Origin of the sequence: Rhodoferax saidenbachensis (genome assembly GCF_001955715.1) — a bacterium.
In the GTDB taxonomy this organism is placed as follows: Bacteria; Pseudomonadota; Gammaproteobacteria; order Burkholderiales; family Burkholderiaceae_C; genus Allorhodoferax; species Allorhodoferax saidenbachensis.
Map to the genome: position 1 here is coordinate 3335557 of NZ_CP019239.1, position 22655 is coordinate 3358211.

19 protein-coding genes are annotated in these 22655 nt (G+C 61.1%); 11 read left to right on the forward strand and 8 right to left on the reverse strand.

The window, feature by feature from the left end; genetic code table 11:
* Positions 1 to 58: 58 nt before the first annotated feature.
* Together RS694_RS15895 and RS694_RS15900 are read right to left on the reverse strand one after the other, a co-directional pair.
* Entirely contained in the window at positions 59 to 1246 is a 1188-nt protein-coding gene (locus RS694_RS15895) for a glycosyltransferase (protein ID WP_029709813.1), read from the reverse strand.
* A gap of 17 nt (positions 1247 to 1263) precedes the next feature.
* On the reverse strand, positions 1264 to 5208 hold the full coding sequence (locus tag RS694_RS15900; protein WP_029709815.1) for a DUF3683 domain-containing protein: 3945 nt from the start codon (positions 5206 to 5208) through the stop codon (positions 1264 to 1266).
* 190 nt (positions 5209 to 5398) lie between these two features.
* Between RS694_RS15900 and ugpB the strand changes: the two genes are divergently transcribed.
* The 5 genes from ugpB to ugpQ all read left to right on the forward strand — a co-directional run bounded on the left by ugpB (position 5399) and on the right by ugpQ (position 10401).
* A complete protein-coding gene (gene ugpB, locus RS694_RS15905) occupies positions 5399 to 6691 on the forward strand; it encodes a sn-glycerol-3-phosphate ABC transporter substrate-binding protein UgpB (protein WP_420805964.1) in 1293 nt (430 codons plus the stop codon).
* Between the two features lie 95 nt (positions 6692 to 6786).
* Complete coding sequence (ugpA, locus tag RS694_RS15910; RefSeq protein WP_029709817.1) at positions 6787 to 7674, forward strand: sn-glycerol-3-phosphate ABC transporter permease UgpA; 888 nt, start codon at positions 6787 to 6789, stop codon at positions 7672 to 7674.
* Positions 7674 to 8525, forward strand: a complete 852-nt coding sequence (gene ugpE / locus RS694_RS15915) for a sn-glycerol-3-phosphate ABC transporter permease UgpE (RefSeq protein WP_029709818.1) — start codon at positions 7674 to 7676, stop codon at positions 8523 to 8525. Before ugpA ends, ugpE begins: the two co-directional genes overlap by 1 nt.
* The gene (gene ugpC, locus RS694_RS15920) at positions 8526 to 9542 is read left to right on the forward strand and encodes a sn-glycerol-3-phosphate ABC transporter ATP-binding protein UgpC (RefSeq protein ID WP_029709819.1); all 1017 of its coding nucleotides are present in this window, start codon (positions 8526 to 8528) and stop codon (positions 9540 to 9542) included.
* 85 nt (positions 9543 to 9627) lie between these two features.
* Positions 9628 to 10401 (forward strand): glycerophosphodiester phosphodiesterase, encoded by a 774-nt coding sequence (gene ugpQ / locus RS694_RS15925; RefSeq protein ID WP_029709820.1) that lies wholly within the window; start codon positions 9628 to 9630, stop codon positions 10399 to 10401.
* Between the two features lie 17 nt (positions 10402 to 10418).
* On the opposite strand, the gene RS694_RS15930 is transcribed toward ugpQ, so the two are convergent.
* Positions 10419 to 11222, reverse strand: a complete 804-nt coding sequence (locus tag RS694_RS15930) for a substrate-binding periplasmic protein (RefSeq protein ID WP_152528918.1) — start codon at positions 11220 to 11222, stop codon at positions 10419 to 10421.
* A gap of 111 nt (positions 11223 to 11333) precedes the next feature.
* Positions 11334 to 11609, reverse strand: coding sequence for a hypothetical protein (locus RS694_RS15935; RefSeq protein WP_338050587.1), 276 nt, complete (start codon positions 11607 to 11609; stop codon positions 11334 to 11336).
* A 108-nt stretch (positions 11610 to 11717) separates the two neighbouring features.
* Between RS694_RS15935 and hemA the strand changes: the two genes are divergently transcribed.
* From hemA to prmC, 3 genes are all read left to right on the forward strand, one after another.
* Entirely contained in the window at positions 11718 to 12977 is a 1260-nt protein-coding gene (gene hemA, locus RS694_RS15940) for a glutamyl-tRNA reductase (RefSeq protein ID WP_029709823.1), read from the forward strand.
* Between the two features lie 120 nt (positions 12978 to 13097).
* Positions 13098 to 14195 carry a peptide chain release factor 1 gene (gene prfA, locus RS694_RS15945; RefSeq protein WP_029709824.1) on the forward strand — a complete coding sequence of 366 codons (1098 nt, stop codon included), beginning with the start codon at positions 13098 to 13100 and terminating at the stop codon, positions 14193 to 14195.
* Positions 14196 to 14257: 62 nt separating this feature from the next.
* Positions 14258 to 15115 carry a peptide chain release factor N(5)-glutamine methyltransferase gene (gene prmC, locus RS694_RS15950; protein ID WP_076069814.1) on the forward strand — a complete coding sequence of 286 codons (858 nt, stop codon included), beginning with the start codon at positions 14258 to 14260 and terminating at the stop codon, positions 15113 to 15115.
* Between the two features lie 174 nt (positions 15116 to 15289).
* Here prmC and RS694_RS15955 read toward each other — a convergent pair whose 3' ends face one another.
* Complete coding sequence (locus RS694_RS15955) at positions 15290 to 16435, reverse strand: IS481 family transposase (RefSeq protein WP_076069817.1); 1146 nt, start codon at positions 16433 to 16435, stop codon at positions 15290 to 15292.
* An 872-nt stretch (positions 16436 to 17307) separates the two neighbouring features.
* On the opposite strand from RS694_RS15955, the gene RS694_RS15960 reads away from it, so the two are divergent.
* Positions 17308 to 18102, forward strand: a complete 795-nt coding sequence (locus tag RS694_RS15960) for a substrate-binding periplasmic protein (RefSeq protein WP_029707444.1) — start codon at positions 17308 to 17310, stop codon at positions 18100 to 18102.
* Positions 18103 to 18113: 11 nt separating this feature from the next.
* Here the strand turns inward: RS694_RS15960 and leuA are convergent, their stop codons facing one another.
* Together leuA and RS694_RS15970 are read right to left on the reverse strand one after the other, a co-directional pair.
* Entirely contained in the window at positions 18114 to 19832 is a 1719-nt protein-coding gene (gene leuA / locus RS694_RS15965; RefSeq protein WP_076069819.1) for a 2-isopropylmalate synthase, read from the reverse strand.
* A gap of 162 nt (positions 19833 to 19994) precedes the next feature.
* Positions 19995 to 20471: an FKBP-type peptidyl-prolyl cis-trans isomerase gene (locus tag RS694_RS15970; RefSeq protein WP_029707442.1), complete on the reverse strand. Its 477-nt coding sequence runs from the start codon at positions 20469 to 20471 to the stop codon at positions 19995 to 19997.
* A 112-nt stretch (positions 20472 to 20583) separates the two neighbouring features.
* On the opposite strand from RS694_RS15970, the gene grxD reads away from it, so the two are divergent.
* Positions 20584 to 20910 (forward strand): Grx4 family monothiol glutaredoxin, encoded by a 327-nt coding sequence (grxD, locus tag RS694_RS15975; protein ID WP_029707441.1) that lies wholly within the window; start codon positions 20584 to 20586, stop codon positions 20908 to 20910.
* Between the two features lie 46 nt (positions 20911 to 20956).
* On the opposite strand, the gene RS694_RS15980 is transcribed toward grxD, so the two are convergent.
* A complete protein-coding gene (locus tag RS694_RS15980; protein ID WP_029707440.1) occupies positions 20957 to 21523 on the reverse strand; it encodes a 2OG-Fe(II) oxygenase family protein in 567 nt (188 codons plus the stop codon).
* 130 nt (positions 21524 to 21653) lie between these two features.
* Between RS694_RS15980 and RS694_RS15985 the strand changes: the two genes are divergently transcribed.
* Entirely contained in the window at positions 21654 to 22649 is a 996-nt protein-coding gene (locus RS694_RS15985) for an AAA family ATPase (protein ID WP_029707439.1), read from the forward strand.
* The last annotated feature ends 6 nt before the right edge of the window (positions 22650 to 22655 follow it).

Below are 22655 nucleotides of genomic sequence, written 5' to 3' on the forward strand. Positions count from 1 at the left end.
ACTCCTGTGCAGCGGGGCCAGATGTAACCAAATGCTGCAAAGCAGAATTTAATCATAGTTAGCCCAAAATTCCACGGAAATACTCCACGGATCGGCCGCTTTCCTGCAATTTGCAGGCCTCTTGGACAGATTTGGCTGCTGCACGCAAATCAGTGCGCTGGCACATGGCCGCCACTGCCTCCCCATAATTCGCCTGGTCCTGGTACGCCAGCAGGGCGCAGGACTGCCCAACCAGGCGCAAGGCATTGAAAAGTTGCTCTTGGTGCAGCGGTATCGCCAACTGAGGCAAGCCGGCCAGCAAAAAAGTGGCGCTGGTGCCGTGGTTGGCATGGTGCACAACCCAGTCCGCTTCCGCCGTCACCTGGGCGAGATCGACCAGGTGACTGGTGAACGCCAGACCGGCCCCCGTGTACCGGCTGCGCAGCTCCTCTGAAATGTCGCGCACAAACAACAACACACAAACCTGGGCGGCTTGCAGTGCCTGCAGCAAGAACTCCAAACCTGTGAAATTGCTCAGGTAGCCAAAAACCTTTGGCCCTGTTCCGGCAGGCCATTCGGGGGCGGGTTGCTTCTGCAGGCCCTCTCGGCCCAAGTAGTGAATGCCTGGGCGCGGGCCAAAACAGTCCATCTCAGGCCAGGTCATGAGGCACTGGGCCTCGGCCTGGGCATACAAGGCCCCCAGCCTGGGCATGGCTTGCCCCCCCTGAACAGCATGGACCTGGTTGATCAGCTCCAGCACCTGCTGATCTACGGTACGCAGTTGCTCCATCGCTTCCGCTGTGCGCGGGGCGGTGGGGAAGGCTTGTAATGGCGCCTCCAGCACATCCGTGCGGGGAATGTCGAAACCTGAGCCGACCAGAACCTTGCGGAATCCATAGGTCCAGGCAGCCACCAGCGCCGTAGGACTGTGCTCAAAGAAAACAATGTCCGGGCGCAGCAAATCAAAAATCGCCCGCCAGGCACGCACATAGAGCAACAACTCCTGGGGCGAGGAAAAACACTGAATGGCGAGCAACTGCGCGTAACACTGGATGGCCGTGGCGTCGACCTTGGGCACAAATTGCTTGAAAGGCGCCTGCATCAGGCCAAAGCGCAAACCCGACATGACTTCGGGAATGCGGTGCAGCTCGCGCGCTACGAGCGTGATTTCATGGCCCAGATCCTGCGCCGCCTGGATGGGCGCGCGCAGGTTGCTGAGATGCCCCAGATTCGATCCCTGCTCCCAGACGCACAGGACGCGGGCCATGCCTTGTTACAGCCTGTTCACACCAGGACGCGCTCAATGCCACCGGCATTCGCGGTCTGCACGTATTCGGGCAGCCACTCCTTGCCCAGAATCTGGTTGGCCATCTCCACCACGATGTAGTCCGCCTCCAGCAAACCGTTGCTGAGATCATTGCCGTAGCGGCTCAAACCCTGCAGGCAGCTTGGGCAGCTGGTCAGAATCTTGATGTTGCCTTTTGCGGGCCCTTCGCTACCGGCAGGCGCCGTCAGTGCACGCAAAGCCGTTTCATCCTTGCGCAACTCTTCTTCCTTGCGGAAACGGATTTGCGTGGAAATATCAGGCCTGGTCACGCCCAGCGTGCCGCTTTCGCCGCAGCAGCGCTCGCTCTTGAGCACCGCATCGCCCACCAAGGCCTTGACCGTCTTCATCGGGTCCTGCAGCTTCATCGGCGTGTGGCAAGGGTCGTGGTACAGGTAGCCTGTGCCTGCGCCGCCGTCCGGCACCAGCGTGATGCCCTTTTCCAGCAGGTATTCGTGGATGTCGATGATGCGGCTACCCGGGAATATCTTGTCGAACTCGTAGCCCTGCAACTGGTCGTAACACGTGCCGCAACTGACCACCACCGTTTTGATGTCTAGGTAGTTCAGCGTGTTGGCCACGCGGTGGAACAGCACACGGTTGTCGGTGATGATCTTCTCGGCCTTGTCGGCCTGACCGGACCCGCGTTGCGGGTAGCCGCAGCACAGGTAGCCCGGCGGCAACACGGTTTGCACACCGGCATGCCACAGCATGGCTTGCGTCGCCAAGCCGACCTGGCTGAACAGCCGCTCAGAGCCACAACCGGGGAAATAGAACACGGCCTCGGTTTCGGCTGTGGTCGTTTTCGGGTTGCGGATGATGGGCACGTAATCCGCATCTTCAATGTCCAGGAGCGCACGGGCCGTCTTCTTGGGCAGACCGCCGGGCATCTTCTTGTTGATGAAGTGGATCACCTGCTCTTTGATCGGGGCCGTACCCACCGTTGACGGAGGCTTGTTCGTCTGTTTGCGCGCAGCCAGGCGCAATACCTGGTTGGCCAGACGTTGTGCCTTGAAGCCTATGCCAACCATGCCGGCACGCATCAGCTTGATGGTCTCCGGATTCGTCGCGTTCAGGAAGAACATCGCCGCAGCATTGCCGGGGCGGAACGACTTCTTGCCCATCTTGCGCAACAGGTTGCGCATGTTCATCGTCACGTCACCAAAGTCAATCTTCACCGGGCACGGCGATTCACACTTGTGGCAAACCGTGCAGTGGTCGGCCACGTCTTCAAACTCTTCCCAGTGGCGGATCGAGATACCACGGCGCGTCTGCTCCTCGTAGAGGAAGGCCTCCACCAGCAGGGAGGTAGCGAGGATCTTGTTGCGCGGGCTGTACAGCAGGTTGGCGCGTGGCACGTGCGTCGCGCACACCGGCTTGCACTTGCCGCAGCGCAGGCAGTCTTTGATCGAATCGGCAATATCGCCAATATCGCTCTGCTGCATGATCAGCGACTCATGCCCCATCAGGCCGAACGACGGTGTGTAGGCGTTGGTCAGATCGGCATAGATTTGCACGGGATTATGAGCCGAATTGGCCTCTAGCCCTCGTCCTGCTTGCGCAGGCAGCTCCTGATTTCGTAGCAATTTTCCTTTGTTGAAGCGCCCTTCCGGGTCCACCCGGGCCTTGTAGTCGATGAACGGCTGCAACTCGGCGTCGCTCAAGAACTCCAGTTTGGTGATGCCAATGCCGTGTTCGCCCGAGATCACGCCATCCAGCGAACGCGCCAGCGCCATGATGCGCTTGACCGCTCCGTGGGCGGCTTGCAGCATGTCGTAGTCGTCGCTATTGACCGGGATGTTGGTATGCACATTGCCGTCACCGGCGTGCATGTGCAAGGCCACCCAAACGCGGCCTTTGAGCACGCGCTGGTGAATGCTGCTGCACTCTTTGAGGATGGCTTCGAACGCACCACCCGTAAAGATGTCCTGTAGCGGCGCACGTAGTTGTGTCTTCCAGCTGGCACGCAGCGAATGCTCCTGCAACTGCGGGAACAGCGGGTCCACCTGGTCCAGCCAGCCTTGCCACTGCCCGCGCACCTGCTGGACCAATGCCAGCGCCTGCGACACACGGTCTTCCAGCAGCTCGGCTGCGGGAACTGCATCGTCCACCTTGCCCAACGGCAGATTGCCTTGGGCCAAAAACTCGGTCAGTGCATCGCACAGCGCCAGCTTGTTGCGCAGGCTCAGCTCGATATTGATGCGCTCAATACCATCCGTGTACTCGGCCATGCGCGGCAGCGGGATCACCACGTCTTCATTGATCTTGAACGCGTTGGTGTGTTTGCTGATAGCCGCAGTTTTCTTGCGGTCCAGCCAGAATTTCTTGCGCGCCTCGGGGCTGATAGCGATAAAACCTTCGCCACTGCGCGAGTTGGCAATGCGCACCACTTCGGACGTGGCACGGGCCACGGCATCGGCATCGTCACCGGCGATGTCACCGACCAGCACCATCTTGGGCAGACCGCCACGCTTGCTCTTGGTCGCGTAGCCCACCGCCTTCAGGTAACGGTCATCCAAATGTTCCAGCCCGGCCAGCAGCACGCCAGAGCGCTTCTGCTCGGCAAACATGAAATCCTTGATCTCGACGATGCTGGGCACGGCGTTGCGGGCATGGCCAAAGAACTCCAGGCACACGGTGCGCGTGTGCGACGGCATACGGTGCACCACCCAGCGCGCACTGGTGATAAGACCGTCTGTGCCCTCTTTCTGGATGCCCGGCAAGCCGCTCAAGAATTTGTCGGTGACGTCTTTGCCCAAACCCTCTTTACGGAAGGTGGAGCCAGGAATGTCCAGCCGCTCAGTGCGGATCGGCGTCTTGCCGTCCGCCTTGAAATACTGCAGCTCGAAGCTGGCAACGTCCACGTCATGGATCTTGCCCATGTTGTGGTTGATACGTGTCACTTCCAGCCATTCAGCCTGCGGCGTCACCATGCGCCACGAGGCCAGGTTGTCCAGCGCCGTGCCCCACAGCACGGCTTTTTTGCCGCCCGCGTTCATGGCGATATTGCCGCCGATACACGAAGCCTCGGCCGATGTCGGATCAACGGCAAACACAAACCCGCCGCGCTCGGCCGCATCGGCCACGCGCTGCGTTACCACGCCCGCCTCGGACCAGACGGTTGCCACTTCGCGGTCCATACCGGGCAGCGTTTTCATCTCCACCTCGGTCATGGCTTCGAGCTTTTCGGTGTTGATCACCGCGCTTTTCCAGGTCAGCGGAATCGCACCGCCGGTATAACCCGTACCGCCGCCACGCGGAATGATGGTCAGGCCCAGGTCAATACAACCCTTGACCAGACCGGCCATTTCTTCTTCCGAATCGGGCGTCAGCACCACAAACGGGTACTCCACGCGCCAATCGGTTGCATCGGTCACGTGGGACACGCGGCTCAGGCCGTCAAACTTGATGTTGTCCTTGGCGGTGAGGCGGTTCAGCAGTTTTTGCGTCTTCTTGCGCAGCGCGGCCACTTCGACAAAAGCCGCGTCAAAAGCCTTCACGGCAGCGCGTGCGGCCACCAGAAGCGTGCCTACCATGGCGTCGCGCTCAGGATCAGCCTCCGGGGTACGGCGCTTCTCCACCTCGGTCAGGCGGTGCTGCAGCGCATCGACCAGCAAACGGCGGCGCTTGGGGTTGTCCAGCAGGTCATCCTGCAAATAGGGGTTGCGTTGTACCACCCAGACATCACCCAGCACTTCATACAGCATGCGTGCCGAGCGACCGGTCCGACGCTCACCACGCAGTTGGTTCAGCAGCTCCCAGGCAGACGCACCCAACAGGCGAATGACGATCTCGCGGTCGGAAAAGGAGGTGTAGTTGTAGGGGATTTCGCGAATGCGTTCGTGCACATGCGGCGCAGCGCCAGCAGCCGACAGGAGGTGATTGAGCGAGGTGGGGGCGTTCATCGGGTGTACTTTGGCAGGAGAACGATGTTACCGCAGCGCAACAAAGCATTACTTTTGACTAGTGGAAACCCCTGACCGCCGATGCCGGAGCGCTGGGCTTTAATCAGATTGCAACAAATTTGACATGTTTGCCGCTTAGCATCCATGCGTCTTATAACCAGGAGAATCCATGAACTTCCAGCGCAGAGCTATGGCCATTGCCGCCATCACCGCAGCCGCTTTTTCCGTCCCCGCCCAGGCCCAGACCGAAATCCAGTGGTGGCACTCCATGACCGCCGTGAATGGCGAATGGGTCAACGACCTGGCCAAGGAATTCAACGCCAGCCAAAAAGACTACAAGATCATGCCCACGTTCAAGGGCACCTATGACGAGTCCATGACCGCTGCCGTGGCCGCCTTCCGCGCCGGTAACGCACCGCACATCCTGCAGGTGTTTGAAGTGGGCACGGCCACCATGATGGCCAGCAAGGGCGCTGTGGTCCCGGTGGGCAAGGTCATGACCGACGCCGGTTACAAGTTCGACCCCAAGGTCTACATCCCCGCTGTGGCCGGCTACTACACCTCGCCCGCCGGCCAGATGCTGAGCTTCCCGTTCAACAGCTCCACCACCGTGTTCTATTACAACAAGGACGCTTTCAAAGCAGCCGGACTGGACACCGAAAAAGCCCCAGCCACCTGGGCTGAAGTCGCGCTGGCTGCGGCAAAACTCAAGGCCAGCGGCCACAAGTGCCCGATTTCCCTGTCCTGGCAAGGTTGGACCCAACTGGAGAGTTTCTCCGCATGGCACAACGTGGAATTTGCCAGCAAGCAAAACGGCTTGGCCGGGCTGGACGCCCGCATGAAGGTCAACACCCCCCTGCACATCCGCCACATCGAAAACTTGGCCAATATGGCCAAACAAGGCCTGTTTGTCTACAAGGGCCGTGGCAACGTACCTGAAGCCAGCTTTGTCTCGGGCGAGTGCGCCATGATGACCACGTCGAGCGGCTTCTACGGCAACGTCAAGAAGAACGCCAAGTTCGCCTTTGGCCTGGCTCCTCTGCCCTACTACCAGGACGTCCCCGGTGCACCACAAAACACGGTGATTGGTGGCGCCAGCCTGTGGGTCATGGCCGGCAAGAAGGCCGAGGAGTACAAAGGTATTGCCAAGTTCTTTGACTTCCTGTCCAAACCCGAAGTGCAGTCCGCCAGCCACAAGCGCACCGGCTACCTGCCCATCACCACTGCGGCTTACCAACTGACCGAGAAGTCTGGTTTCTACAAGGAAAACCCCGGCACCGACGTAGCCGTGACGCAGATGGTTCGCAAGGTGACCGACAAATCGCGCGGTATTCGCCTGGGCAACTATGTGCAGATTCGCGCCATCGAGGACGAAGAGCTGGAACAAGTCTGGGCTGGCAAAAAGACCGCCAAAGAAGCACTCGATGCCATCGTGAAACGCGGCAACGAGCAGTTGGAGCGGTTCGAAAAAGCCAACAAGTAAGCGAGTGGCTTAACATCTGGAAGTGGCGGCGCGTGCCGCCACTTTTGTTTCCCCCTATTGCATGTTTGTGATGTCTGATTACCTGAATCCTGTGTATGGCCACTGAAAAAAGAGTCGTTTTCAAGTCCGCATGGCTGCCGTGGGTGCTGCTGGCCCCCCAGGTCGCTGTCATCGCCATTTTCTTTTTCTGGCCTGCGGCACAGGCGCTGCTGCAATCGGTGCAGCAAAGCGATGCCTTTGGCACCTCGGTGCAGTTTGTCGGGCTGGAAAACTTCCGCAACCTCTGGAATGACGAGTCGTACCTGGAGTCCTTCAAGACAACCGCCGTGTTCTCGTCGCTGGTCGCGGTACTGGGTTTGTCCCTCTCACTGACTCTGGCCATTTTTGCCGACCGGGTGGTGCGCGGCTCCGGCCTGTACCGTACTTTTTTGATCTGGCCTTACGCGGTGGCGCCTGCGGTGGCGGGTGTGTTGTGGCTGTTCATGTTTGCCCCCAGCATTGGCATCGTGTCGTATGGCATTCGCCAGCTTGGCATGGCCTGGGACCCTTTGCTCAACAGCAACCACGCCATGGCACTGATTGTCATGGCCGCCGTGTGGAAGCAGATTTCCTACAACTTCCTGTTCTTTCTGGCGGGTTTGCAGTCGATCCCCAAATCGCTCATCGAAGCTGCCGCCATGGACGGTGCGCGCCCCTGGCGCCGGTTCTGGACTATCCAGTTCCCGCTGTTGTCGCCCACCACGTTCTTTCTGCTGGTGATCAACATCGTCTACGCGTTTTTTGACACCTTCGCCATCGTGGACGCTGCCACCAAAGGCGGGCCCGGCAAAGACACTGCCATTCTGGTCTACAAGGTCTACTTCGACGGTTTCAAGGCCATGGACCTGGGCGGATCGGCTGCGCAGTCGGTGGTGCTCATGGTCATCGTGGTCGCGTTGACCGTGGTGCAGTTCCGGTTCGTTGAGAAAAAGGTGAACTACTGATGGTTGAAAGACGCCCCTGGCTGGACTTTTTGTCACACGCCATTCTGATCATCGGTGTGCTGGTCATTGCCTTTCCGGTCTACATCACCTTTGTGGCCTCCACGCACACCACACAAGAGGTGGTGCAGTCGCCCATGCCACTGTTCCCCGGCACGCACCTGATAGACAACTACGCCACCGCCCTGTCGGGTGAGCGCACCGGCACCGGGTCACACGCCTCCGTGGGCCGCATGATGGTGGTGAGTCTGGTGACTGCGCTGGTCATCTCGCTGGGCAAGATCGCTATCTCGCTGTTGTCGGCCTTTGCCATCGTCTACTTCCGCTTCCCGTTTCGCATGGCGTTTTTCTGGGCCATCTTTGTCACGCTGATGCTGCCGGTGGAGGTGCGCATTGGCCCCACCTACCAGGTAGTGGCCGATCTGGGCATGCTCAACAGCTACGCCGGTCTGACCATCCCCCTGATCGCCTCTGCCACGGCCACCTTCCTGTTCCGCCAGTTTTTTCTGACGGTGCCCGACGAACTGGTCGAGGCCGCGCGGGTCGATGGGGCCGGGCCGTTGCGATTCTTCAAGGACATTCTGGTACCGCTCTCCAGCACCAGCATTGCGGCACTGTTTGTGATCCAGTTCATCTACGGCTGGAACCAGTACCTGTGGCCGCTGCTGGTCACGACCCAAGAAAACATGTACCCGGTGGTGGTGGGCATCAAGCAGATGATCTCTGGCGGCGATGCGCAAACCGAGTGGAACATCGTCATGGCCACCGCCATGATGGCCATGTTGCCCCCCGCACTGGTCGTCATGCTCATGCAGAAGTGGTTTGTCAAAGGCTTAGTGGATACGGAAAAATAAATGGCTTCCATCGAACTCAACAACATCATCAAGCGCTACGGCAGTGGCAAGACGGCCAACCAGGTCATCCACGGCGTCAGCGCGCAGATCCATGACGGCGAATTTGTCGTCATCGTCGGGCCCAGCGGCTGCGGCAAGTCCACGCTCCTACGCATGGTGGCCGGCCTGGAAGAAGTGAGCGAAGGCCAGATCTCCATCGGTGGCAAGGTCGTCAACGACCTGGAGCCGTCCGACCGCGACATCGCCATGGTGTTCCAGAACTACGCGCTGTACCCGCACATGAGCGTGTTCGACAACATGGCCTATGGTCTGAAGATCGCCAAAGTGCCGGTGGATGAAATCCGCGCCCGCGTGGACAAGGCCGCCAAGATTCTGGAGCTCGCGCCCTACCTGGAGCGCAAGCCACGCGCCCTCTCGGGCGGCCAGCGCCAGCGTGTCGCCATGGGCCGTGCCATCGTGCGCCAGCCCCAGGTGTTTTTGTTTGACGAGCCGCTCTCCAACCTGGATGCCAAATTGCGCGCCCAGACCCGGCTGGAAATTCAGAAGCTGCACCGTGAGCTGGGCATCACCAGCCTGTTTGTCACGCACGACCAGGTCGAAGCCATGACGCTGGCGCAGCGCATGATCGTCATGAACGGCGGTGTGATGGAGCAGTTCGGCACGCCCGAAGAGGTCTACACCCGCCCGGCCAGCACCTTTGTGGCCAGCTTCATTGGCTCGCCGCCCATGAACCTGCTCAAAAATGCCCCGGACGCCAAACCCGGCACCATCACCGGCATCCGCCCCGAGCACCTGGACATCACGCCTACCGGTTGGGCGCTGCAGGTGGAGGCCGTGGAAATGCTGGGTGCCGAGCGCCTGATTTACGGCAAGTGGGCACACAGTGCCACCGACGAGCTGCTGATCATCCGCACCGAAGAATCACACGCTGTACCCGCGCTGGGCGCCACGCTGCACGTAACACCGCGTGTGGACCGCCTGCACCATTTCGACGCAGCCACCGGTAAATGTCTGTAAATATGGCCCCCACGCTTGTCACTGCGTGTACTACGCTGCCCCCCGAGGGGGCTCTCACGCCTTGGGGCGGCCCGGCGGCGTTCGCATGAGTTTTTCCTCCCTCCCCGTCTGGCCTTACCCACGCTGGGTCGCCCACCGCGGTGCCGGCAAGCTGGCGCCAGAGAACACGCTGGCCGCCTTCCGCCTGGGCGCAAGCCACGGCTACCGCATGTTCGAATGTGATGTGAAGCTCAGCGCCGACGGTGTACCGTTCCTGATGCACGACGCCACGCTGCAGCGCACCACCAATGCCCGCGCAAAAATAGGCCAAGGCCAGAGTGCCGTAGGCGGTGACCATCCCTGGAGCGCGCTGTCGCAACTGGACGCAGGCAGTTGGCACAGCCGCAGCTACGCAGGTGAGCCCCTGCCCACGCTGGACGCCATTGCGGCCTACTGCCTGGGCAACGGTTATTTCCTGAACATCGAGATCAAACCCACACCCGGCACCGAACGCCACACCGGCGAGGTGGTGGCCCAGCACGCAGCGCGCCTGTGGCAAGGCCAGGCCGTGCCGCCGCTGCTGACATCCTTCAACCCTGAGGCCCTCGAAGGGGCGCAAGCCACCGCCCCCGCGCTACCGCGTGGCCTGCTGCTGGACAGCTTGTGGACCGGCTGGCTGGAAACTGCTTTGAAAATAGGCTGCCAGGCCATCGTCTGCAACCATGCGTTGTGGGATACCAGCAGCGTGACGCAGGCCCAGAGTGCGGGCTTCAGAACGCTGAGTTACACCGTGAATGACGAATGGGCCGCGCAACGCCTCATCGATCTGGGCACCGACGGCATCATCACCGACCGCGTGGATCTGTTCAGCCCGGCATAACGGCGCGGGCCTTGCAGTTACTTCGGTGCCACACAGGCGGGCACCTCAAACCCGGACACACGGGCCTCCCGTCGCCATTCCACGTCGCACGGCAGCACTGCCAGCGCTTGGTCTATCTGGGCAGCCAGCCCGGGGTTGTTCAGGCCAACAAAAATATGGCGTTGGAACGACGCCGCTTCCAGCCTGGGAATAGCCACCAGTTCGGCGCTCAGCCCCGATTTGGCGGCCAATGACAGGTACAACAAGCGAGCCATCTGCGTGAAGTCGGCACGGCCCAGGGAGACCTTGCGCAGGTTGTCCAACTCGCTGCTGCCAAGGTCCAGCTTGAGCTCACCCTTCGCCACCATCTCGTCCAGCCCGCTGTACTGGTTACCCCGGATGGCGCCCATGGTCATGCCCTGGAGTTCCTTGAGCTTGGTGTAACGGGGCTTTTGCGGCCCCCGAAAGACCAGCACGTTGTGGTCTTCGAACAAGGGGCGCGACCAGAGGTAACGCGTCTTGTCCGGGTCACTCACAAACGGGGGCGCGAGCAAAAGGGCCACACCGTCAAACTTGCCTTCCACCGCCAGGGGCCCGGCCAGCAGCCGCGCACGCGGAATGTTCTCCAGCTTGAAGGTGTGCTGGCCCTTGAAATGCCGGTTGAGGAAGGCCACCAGGGTAGGCGCCACGCCCGAGCCGTCTTCGTTGGCAAACGGAGGGAATAAATAGGTGTTGTAGGCCACCAGCTCGGCAGCCGGCGCAGCGGGCGGCGTTACCAAAACCACCGCGCAACCCAGCCAAGCCGCCATTCGCCTTCGCAAACCGTGCAACGCAGTGTGCATAAGCCCTCCCCTGTCGGTTAGCCCCCGCGGGCCACGCCCCAATTGACGATACGCACCAGTATCGACGCAATACCAGCCGCGGGATCCTAGCCCCGCCTGCCCATGTAAAGCTCAGCGGCGCATCGCCCACCACTGGCTGGTGGCGGCTACAAACACCAATGCGGTGTAGCTGGCCATCTTGCCGTCGCGCCCAAAAAACCACAGGCCAATCAGCAGCGCCAGCGTACCCGCTATGGTATTGATAGCTGCTTGCGCAAGCAGCGTGTTGGCTACGGGCTTTTTTCGCATAAAAACCGGCCCCAGAGCGGCCAGCACCAGCCCCACGGCCAGTGCGGGGGCCATGAAATTGAGCAGGTGATTGAGCAGGTCTAGCGGTCCCATGGACATGGGCGCAAAGGCCCCAAATTGGTGAAAGTGGCGTAGATTTTATAATCGGGGACGAATCCCCTCAGAGCAGCACCGCGCAAGCGGCGTTTTGCCCGCAACCCAACACCCATGGCCGTCTGGACTTTAGGCATTAACCACACCACCGCACCGCTGGATATGCGGGGCCGGTTTGCGTTTGCCATGGACCAGATCGAGCCGCATTTGCGCGGCCTGCGCCAGTCGATGGCGCGTGCACCCGAGGCGGCCATCGTCTCCACCTGCAACCGCACCGAGATCTACTGCGCCGGTGACGCGTCCGAGCTGGAGCAGACGCTGGACTGGCTGGCCAAGTCCGGCGGCGTCTCCCCCAACGAGCTGCGCGCCCACTCCTATTCGCTGCAGGACGGCCAGGCGGCACGCCACGCCTTCCGCGTCGCCAGCGGGCTGGATTCCATGGTGCTGGGCGAGCCGCAGATCCTCGGCCAGCTGAAAGACGCCGTGCGCGCCGCCGATGCCGCTGGTGCTTTGGGCACCACGCTGTCGCAGTTATTCCAGCGCTCCTTTGCCGTGGCCAAGGAAGTGCGCACTTCCACCGAAATCGGCGCCCACAGCATCAGCATGGCCGCCGCCGCAGTACGCCTGGCCGGCAACCTGTTTGAAGACCTGGGCAAAGTGCGCGTGTTGTTTGTCGGCGCCGGCGAAATGATCGAGCTGTGCGCCACCCACTTCGCCGCCAAGAACCCCAAGAGCATCGCCATCGCCAACCGCACGCTGGAACGCGGCGAAAAACTCGCCAGCCGTTTTGGCGGCGAGGTCATGCGCCTGGCAGACCTGCCAGACCGCCTGCACGAATTCGACGCAGTCATCAGTTGTACCGCCAGCACCCTGCCCATCATCGGTCTGGGTGCCGTGGAGCGCGCGCTGAAGAAACGCAAACACCGCCCGATGTTCATGGTCGACCTGGCCGTGCCGCGCGACATTGAGCCCGAAGTCAAGAAGCTGGGCGACGTCTACCTCTACACCGTGGATGACTTAGCCAATGTGGTGCAAACCGCCCAGGCAAGCCGCCAGGCCGCCGTGGCACAGGCCGAGGCCATCGTGGACGCCGGTGTGCAAAGCTTCATGCACTGGGTGGACCAGCGCAGCGCCGTACCGCTGATCCAGCAGCTCAACGCCCAGGCCGACGAATGGCGTGCCATCGAACTGGCCCGCGCGCGCAAGCTGCTGGCCAAGGGCGAAGACGTGGACGCCGTGCTCGAAGCCCTGTCCAAGGGCCTCACCCAAAAAATGCTGCACGGCGCAATGGCCGAGCTGCATGCCGGCGATGCTGCCGCACGCGAGCGCGCCAGCAGCGCCATCTCGCACTTCTTCCTGCGCAACAGCCGTTAGCGACGCTGCCCTGTGCAGCGCTGCCCCTTCGACATGCTCGGGGCAAACGGCTCTTACGCCGCCCTCCTGCTTTCCCCGTTCGGACTGAGCCTGTCGAAGTCCTCACCAAATAACTCGACCATGAAACCCTTTCTCCGCCAACAACTCGCCCGTTACACCGACCGCCAGGGTGAACTCGAATTCCTGCTGTCCCGCGAAGACATCATGAAAGACATGGAGCAGTTCCTCAAACTCTCCCGCGAGCACACCGATGTGTCTGCCGTCGCATCGCGCTGGGCGCGCTACCAGCAGCGCGAGGCTGATCTGGCCAGCGCAGAGGAGATGAAGAGCGACCCCGATATGGCGGAAATGGCCGAGGAAGAAATCACCAGCGCCACCGCGGAGCTTGCGCAACTGGAAGCCGAGTTGCAGCGTATGCTGCTGCCCAAAGACCCGGACGATGCGCGCCCGGCGTTTGTGGAAATCCGCGCCGGCACGGGCGGCGACGAGTCGGCGCTGTTTGCGGGTGACTTGCTGCGCATGTACACCCGCTATGCCGACCGCTGCGGCTGGAAGACCGAGATCGTCAGCGAATCGCAAAGCGAGCTGGGCGGCTACAAGGAAGTCGTGGTTCGCATGGAAGGCCACCACAACGGCACCGGCGCTTACGGCGCGCTGAAGTTTGAATCCGGTGGCCACCGCGTGCAGCGCGTGCCCGCGACCGAAACGCAAGGCCGCATCCACACCAGTGCCTGCACCATCGCCGTGCTGGCCGAGCAGGACGAAGCTGAGGCGATCAAGATCAACCCATCCGATCTGCGCATCGACACCTACCGCGCCAGCGGCGCTGGCGGCCAGCACATCAACAAGACCGACTCGGCGGTGCGCATCACGCACATCCCGACCGGCATCGTGGCTGAATGCCAGGACGGCCGCAGCCAGCACAGCAACAAGGCGCAAGCGCTGAAGGTGTTGACCGCCCGCATCCACGAAAAAGACCGCAGCGAGCGCGCTGCCAAAGACGCCGCCGAGCGCAAGAGCCTGGTCGGTAGCGGGGACCGCAGCGACCGCATCCGCACCTACAACTTCCCGCAAGGCCGACTGACCGACCATCGCATCAACCTGACGCTGTACAAGCTGCTGCAGATCATGGAAGGCGACCTGCAGGACGTGGTGGACGCGCTGCAAGCCTATGAGGCGGCAGAGCAACTGGCGGCGCTGGAACTCAGCAACGTTTAAGTGCCTTTTTGGCCTCCAGCCCTTACAGCAATTGCGCAAGCAGCTATACATTCAATAGCAAAATGGACATCACCCAGATGTTGCACCACCTCCAGTCCCTGGGTCTGGAGCGCCTGGACGCGCAACTGCTGACCCTGCACGCCCTGGGCCGCGCTGAACACGACCGCGCCTGGCTGCTCGCGCACGACACCGATGTGTTGCCCGAAGCTGTGATGAAAGCCTTGGAGGCCCTGGCCTTACGCCGCCTGCGTGGTGAGCCTGTGGCCTACCTCACCGGCCACAAGGAGTTCTACGGCCTGAACCTTGCCGTGGATGCGCGTGTGCTGGTGCCAAGGCCTGATACCGAAACGCTGGTGGAGTGGGCGCTGGAGGCATTGGCTCCATCGACCGCGATCTCCGTTCGGGCTGAGCCTGTCGAAGCCCAGCCCCTGTCGGTGATAGATCTCGGCACCGGCAGCGGCGCCATCGCACTGGCGCTCAAACACACACGACCTGCATTGCGGGTCCACGCGGTCGACTACAGCACCGACGCACTCGCGGTGGCGCAAGCCAATGCGCAACGTCTACAGTTGGACGTGCAGTTCAGCCAGGGCTCTTGGCTAACCGGCGTTGGGGGGTGCTTCCACGCCATCGTCTCCAACCCGCCCTATATCGCGGCGCAAGACCCGCATCTGGAGGCACTGATCCACGAGCCAGCCCAGGCGCTGGCCAGCGGGAGCGATGGGCTGGACGACATCCGAACCATCATTGCGCAGGCGCCTGCGCATCTCTTGCCTGGTGGCTGGCTGTTGCTGGAGCATGGGTATGACCAAGCGGAGGCTGTGCGTTCACTGCTGGCGGCAGCGGGGTTTGCGGATGTGCAGTCGCGGCGGGATTTGGCGGGGATTGAAAGGTGTAGTGGGGGGCGATTGGTCACTTAGGTTTTACGTCCTGCGGTTTTGCGAAACGCAAGCGTCAATCGGTTGCGTTTTGGTTGGATTTTTTCTTCTGTGACAAGCCGGGTTTCGGCCCGGCGGCCGCCTCACTTTTCTTGCTTCGCTGTATGGACCGGAGACATAGGTAACAGGTGTGCCAGGACATGGGTAACACCTTGCTCAACCACCTGCGCGCAGGGCATGCAGGTCAATTTGCATGAAAAGCTGATGACAGAAGTACACATCATGCACCCCATCTCGCCCCAGATGGGGGCGAATACCGATAGGCAGCCGATGCAGTGCTGTTGAGGTTCTCAGCGTGTGGCCTCGGAAGCGAATGAAACCATTCCAGCCCACCGTCACCACGATATCGGTGCTCGGATATTCAATCTCCTTGAGGTGCTCTGGATAGCCCAAGATGCTGGCCCGGTAATGTTGGGCAGGCACTGTCATCTGCAACGCCTCGTGCGGGCGCTCGCAGTTGTAGGTCTGGCGCCAAGCGTCGAACGCGCACTGCACTGACGCGTGATCCCTGAAGTGCTGTCCCGCGATCACTTCCACGCCCAAGGAGCGATGGAATCGCTCCAGCTTCCCATTGGTCTGTGGATGATACGGCGCGCTGAAGCTCACGCGCACGCCCAGCCGGATCAACCAGATCGCCAGCTCACTCAGGCTACGCCCGCCCGCGCTGGGGCTACCCCAGGGCGCACCGTTGTCGGCATTGATGCGTAGCGGCAGCCCATAGAGACGAAACACCTCAATGAGCCTGGCCTGTACGCTGGCGGCGTCGGTGCGCGATAGTGCGCCGAGCAGCAAATTGAAGCGTGAGTGATCGTCCAACAGCGTGAGCCCATGGCAGCGCCCGGCTATGGTGGCGAAGTGACCCTTGAAGTCGATTTGCCACAGACTGTTAGGTGCATCGTGCTCGAAGCGTTGCCAAGGCTGTGCAGCACGGCTGGCTTGGGGCGTGATGAGACCGTGGCGATGCAGGATATGAGTGACCGTGCTGGGCGCGAGTTGGGCTTGACCAAGGTCGGCCAGGCGCCGGGCAATCTTGCGCCCGCCCCAGGCCGGGTGCTCGCCACGCAGGGCCAGCACAGCTTGTTCGGTGGTTTCGGGGCTGCGTGCGGGTGAGGTATGCGGACGCCGGCTACGGTCAGTCAGCACCGCCTGCAATCCATCGCTTGCTCGGGCCAGCCACTTGTAGCCCGTCTTGGGGCTGATGCCGAAGCGCCGGCACAGCTCTCGCTTGTTTGCGCCCTCCTGGCTGGCCAGGAGGACAAATTCTTGACGCAGGGACACGGTGCTCTTCTCCATCCAAACCATGGGACTCCTCCAAGGGTTTACAACCCTCGCAAGCGTTACCCATGTCCTGGCACACCTGTTACCTATGTCTCCGGTCCATACACTTCGCCAAGAAAAGTAAGCAAAAGAAGGCGAGCCGGATGCGTCGGCCCTGCGGGCACGCTGCGTTGCTCGGTTTGGGCGGGGTGCGCGCAAACTCGCTACGCTCAAACATGCACGCCCCTGATCCGCCCAAACCTGCGCTACTCGCCTCCTCATTACGGCGCTAACGCCAATCCAACAGCCGGATAGCAAATACCGAACTTCGTCCGCGCCTAGCGCGGACGGGTATTCATCTCACTAGGCCGAGCGTAGCGACGGCCCGTAAGTCGCCCTCATCCCTTCTGGCTGCGCCGAGGAGCGCAGCAGGCGGTGGATCAAGGGGCGTGCATGTTTGAGCGCAGCGAGTTTGCGCGCACCCCACCGCATTCGAGCACCACAGGTTGCCCCGGAGCGCAGCGTAGGGGTCGCAGACAGCAGTGTCGCCTTTTCTTTGCTTACTTTCTTTTGGCGAAGCAAAAGAAAGTGAGTGCGCTGTCGGGCGCACAACCCGACACGCTAAAACCACCAGAAACCTCACCAAACATCAAAGACATTCAGGCCCATAACCCGCATAGCAACTGCGCAAACAGCTATCAATACCATAGCGGATCTGCCACTCTTGAAGTACACACAATCAACAGATACACCACCTCACCACATTGGTGCACCAGCGCCAACGAGGTGCAGAACAACGCTCCGGGCAATTCGTTGTTTACAGTGACCACCAGTTGTCGCTAGACTGCAGCGACCATCCGCCCCTTACATTGCGATAGGTCATGCGAATAAAAAAATCCGTTGGACGTGCCTTGCACATGGGCACCACTTGCTTGTGGGCATCCGCATGGCTCTTCGCCCTGGTCGGTCAGGCTGCGGCACAAGCCCCCGTATGCAAATCCCTGGTGGCCACAGGCAACCCCGAGTATTCGCCCTACCTGTGGCGTGATCCCGTGGACGAGACCCGGCTCATCGGTGCCAACGCGGACCTGATGCAATTGCTCTCGCGGGAAATCGGTATCCCCATCGAGGTGAAGTACCTGGGCTCCTGGGCTCGCGTGCAGGAGCAGGCCAAAAGTGGCAAGGTGGATCTGATTGCCGGTGCATTCTTCACGCTGCCGCGGTTGGAATACATGGACTACTTTTACCCCGCCTTTCGGGCCACACGCACGGTGATCTGGACGTTGGACAAGAACACTTTCGCCTACCGGACCTGGGCGGATCTCAAGGGCCGCAAGGGGCTAACGGTGATCAACAACAGCTTTGGTGAAGCGTTTGACCGCTACGCCAAAGCGTCCCTGCAGATTGACGAAGTGCCCCAGCTGGAGCAGGCCTTTCGCATGTTGTCGGTGGGTCGCGCGCAGTACATCGTCTACGAAGAAGACCCTGGACTGGCCCTGGCCGCGAAGCTCAACTACGCCGGCATGCAGACTTCTACAGTAGCCGTCAGCAACGAGGGGCTGCACCTCACGCTCGCCCACCAGTCACCCTGCAATACCGGTGAGATGCGCGGGCGCATTGCCAAGGCTCTACACAAGCTCACCCGCGACAACGTGATGAAGAAGCTGGTGGAAGCCAACATCCAGATCTGGCGCAAACAGGCGGGGCAATAGCCGCTGGCCGCTCAGGCAGCCACTTCTTCGCGTTCCTGTTGGGGCACCAGCCCCAGGCGGTTCACGCCGCTGATCAATGCCTTGACCGACGCCGTGACGATGTTGGTGTCCATGCCCACGCCAAAACGCTCCGCGCCGCCTTGCGCAGATACCAGTTCCATAAATGCACAGGCCTGGGCTTCACCGCCTTCGGTGCTGGCCTTGGTGGAGCGTTCCTCATAGCTGCGCACCTGCACCTTGATGCCGATGGTCTGCAAAGCATGCACGGTCGCGTCGATGGGCCCGTTGCCTTCGCCACTCAGCAGCATGGGCTGGCCATTCACCTTCACACCAATGCGGATGCCCTGCACATGCTGTTTGCCTTGCACGCCCGCGTGGTCGAACAGGTGGTGCTCCACATAACGCACGTTGGCGGCCGGTGCGCTGAGGTAGGTGGTGTCAAACAGATCCCAGATGTTCTGCGCTGTCATCTCGCCACCATGGGTGTCGGTGTGGGCCTGCACTTCACCCGAAAACTCGACCTGCAAGCGCCGCGGCATGACCACACCAAACTCGGCTTCCATCAGGTAGGCCACGCCGCCCTTGCCGCTCTGGCTGTTGACGCGGATCACCGAGTCGTAGCTGCGACCCACGTCAGCGGGATCGATGGGCATGTAGGGCACGTTCCACAAACCATCGGGCTTCTGCGCTGCAAAGCCTTTTTTGATGGCGTCCTGGTGCGAGCCGCTGAAGGCGGTGAACACGAGGTCGCCCACATAGGGGTGGCGCGGGTGGATAGGCAACTGGTTGCAGTGTTCCACGGTGCGGGCCACAGCGTTGATGTCAGAAAAATCCAGCCCCGGGGACACACCTTGGGTGTACAGGTTGAGCGCCAAGGTAACGATGTCCACATTGCCAGTGCGCTCACCATTGCCAAACAGGCAGCCTTCCACACGGTCAGCGCCAGCCATCAGGGCCAGTTCGGCAGCAGCCACGCCAGTGCCACGGTCGTTGTGCGGGTGCAAGCTCAGCACGACGCTGTCGCGGCGCGCCAGGTGGGTGTGCATCCACTCGATCTGGTCGGCATAGATATTGGGCGTCGACACTTCCACCGTGGCAGGCAGGTTGAGGATGACCTTGTTGTCGGGTGTGGCGCCCCACTCGGCAGTGACTGCATCGCACACCTCACGGGCAAATTCCAGCTCGGTGCTGGTGAACACTTCGGGGCTGTACTGCAGCACCCATTCGGTCTCGGGCTGCTGGGCGGTAAGCCGCTTGATGGTGCGCACGGCGGACACTGCGAGTTCTTTCACCTCGTCCTTGTTCATACCAAACACCACTTCGCGGAACACCGGTGCGGTGGCGTTGTAGACATGGACAATGGCACGGCGCGCACCCTTCAACGATTCAATCGTGCGCTCAATCAACGGATCGCGTGATTGCGTGAGCACTTCGATGGTCACATCGTCGGGCACATGGCCGCCTTCGATCAGGGTGCGGACAAAGTCAAAGTCAGTCTGCGAGGCGCTAGGGAAGCCGACCTCAATCTCCTTGAAACCGATCTGGCACAGCGTGCGGAACATGCGCATCTTGCGCTCGCCGTTCATGGGCTCGAACAAAGACTGGTTGCCGTCGCGCAGGTCCGTGCTCATCCAGATGGGCGGCGCAGTGATGGTGCGCGTGGGCCACTGGCGATTCGGCAAGTCAATGGCGGGGAAAGCGCGGTATTTGGTGGCGGGGTTGGACAACATGGCAGGCTCCGGGGAAAAATACATTTCTAAGCCTGTAATCCTAGGCCCGATACCGTAGCAGCCGATTGCGAAGTTGCGCCTTAATTCGTTTTACGAAAAATAAAATGGCTGAAATTTCACAATTTCAGCCATTTTTAACCTATCAATTGGAAATCAAGGCAATCAATGGTGATGCCCATGCGCTCCATGCACATGGCCGTGGGCCACTTCTTCGTCACTCGCAGCACGCACTTCCAGCACCTTGACCGCAAAGCGCAGGGTCTTGCCTGCGTGGGGGTGGTTGCCGTCCAGATGCACTATAGGACCCTTAATCTTGGTCACGGTGAACACATGCATGCTGCCGTCTTCGCCACGGCCTTCCAGTTGGCCGCCGACCTTCACGCCGGGCGGGAACTGGGTTTTGGGGATGGTTTGCAGCAACGCCTCGTTGTATTCGCCAAAGGCGTCGGCGGGGGCCAGCTCCACCGTGGTGGCAAAGCCCACGGCCTGGCCTTCCAGCGCTTCCTCGATCTTGGGGAAGGTGTTGCCGTAACCGCCGTGCAGGTAGGAAATGGGCTCTTCGCTCTGGTCCAGCAGCTTGCCGGAGGTGTCGGAGACCTTGAATTGCAGGGTGACTGCGGAGTTTTTGGTGATGTTCATGGCCTCCATTATCCAAAAAAGCCCTCCCCGCCGCGCGCCTAGTGTGGGCGCCCCAGCAGAGCACACGGGGAAGGTGAAATAATCGGGGCATCTATTCTCAGGAAACTCCACCATGAGCGACGCACAGCAACGCATTGACGAACTCGTCAAATCCAACGAAATCCTGCTCTTCATGAAGGGCACGGCCAGCTTTCCCCAGTGTGGTTTCTCCGGCCGCGCCATCCAGATCCTCAAGGCCTGCGGTGTGGACACCAAGACGGTGAAAACCGTGAACGTGCTGGAAGACGACGGCATCCGCCAGGGCATCAAGGAATACAGCAGCTGGCCCACCATCCCCCAGCTCTACGTGAAGGGCGAGTTTGTGGGTGGCTCGGACATCATGATGGAGATGTACGAAAACGGTGAGCTGCAACAGGTCATCGGCGGCTCCGCCGCCTGATTTCCCTGTACTGCCTTCCAGAAAAGCCACCTGCGGGTGGCTTTTTTCATGCGGGAAACATGGCTTTCTTGTGCAGGTTCATCGCCACCACGACACGCCGCCCCGCAGTGGGCGGCACTTCGTGCGTGAGGATGCCGGGAAACAGCACCAGCGTGCCGGGCACGGGCTGTACCGGCACCCTGCCGCCAAACACAATCGGCGCACAGCCCGGCTCCGCTTCCAGGTACACCACCGCGCCGAAGTCCGCGGGAAAGTGGTTGTGGGGCTTCGCTAAATCGCCGGGGCCGTACAGCGCCCCCCAGCAGTCGCTGACCACCATATCCATGTTGAGGTCCGCCAGGCGTGCGCCGCCAATCTGGCGCGCACAGTTTTGTGCAATCAAGACCACGCTGTGGCACAGCGGCCCGAATCGGGGATTCAGGGCATGGCTTTGCCAAGGACTCATGTAAGTCGCCTGCACGTTGGAGGGCGTGGAATCGGGGTGGGTGGCACGCACCTCGTCAATGGCCTGCCGGGCCAACTGCAGCGGAACGGTAAAGCTGCTCAGATCGCAGACAAACACCGGAAGCTGGGTGTCCACCGGCATCGTCTTCACGGTAATGGGTTCGGTCATGCAACATTGTAAAAATGCCACATGCTGCAAACCAAGCAGTAGCTTTACGAATGTTGCCTTTCTTTGCGCTTAACAGCGGCCGCCCCGCATGCTCTAATGAAAACGTATCCGGTTCGACAAGGAGTGCTTCATGAGTTCCCGCAGTCTCGTTCCCCATACACCCGGCTTTCGTCTGCCCATCGCCCAGATGCGCAACGTCTTCGCGCCTGACGACGTGGAGCGCAAGCTGGCCAAACTCCCTGACCGCGACCACGAGAGCCTGCGCAGCACCTACCAGCGCATGCTGGAGCGCGGGCCCGAGCGCTTCCATGTCAAACCCTCGGGCGTACCCGACATGGGCGACCTATACGCCCAGTTGCCCAATTTCACCGAGGTGCTGGACGATGTCAAACGCCATGTGGCCCTGAGCCACGACTGCCGCGACGGCCTGGAGGTCACCCCCATCCTGCTGCTGGGTGACCCCGGCATTGGCAAGACCCATTTCGCCAAAAAACTGGCCGAGTTGCTGGGCACCGGTATGAACCTGGTCCCCATGAGTTCCATGACCGCGGGCTGGCTGCTCTCGGGCTCGTCGTCCCAATGGAAAGGCGCCAAACCGGGCAAGGTGTTTGAAGCGCTGGTGGACGGCCAGTACGCCAACCCGGTGATCGTGGTGGACGAAATCGACAAGGCCGCCTGCGATGCACAGTACGATCCGCTGGGTGCGCTCTACAGCTTGCTGGAACACGACACAGCGGGCAGTTTTACCGATGAGTTTGCGGAAGTGCCGATTGATGCGAGCCAGGTGATCTGGATCACCACGGCCAACGATGCACGGGGCATCCCTGACCCGATTCTGAACCGCATGAATGTATTCGAGATCAACCCGCCCACCCCGGAACAAGCCCGTGCGATTGCACGCAACCTGTACCAGGGCATTCGCCGCGAACATGACTGGGGCCGCCACTTTGGCGCCGAGCCACACAGCGATGTGCTGGATATGCTGGCAGAACTGGCGCCCCGGGAAATGCGCCGGGCGCTGATGACCGGTTTTGGCAATGCCCGTCTGGCCGGGCGTGGAGAGATCAGTAACGATGATGTGCCCAAATCGGCACTGGGCAAAAGCAAGATTGGTTTTCTGCAGTAACTCGTA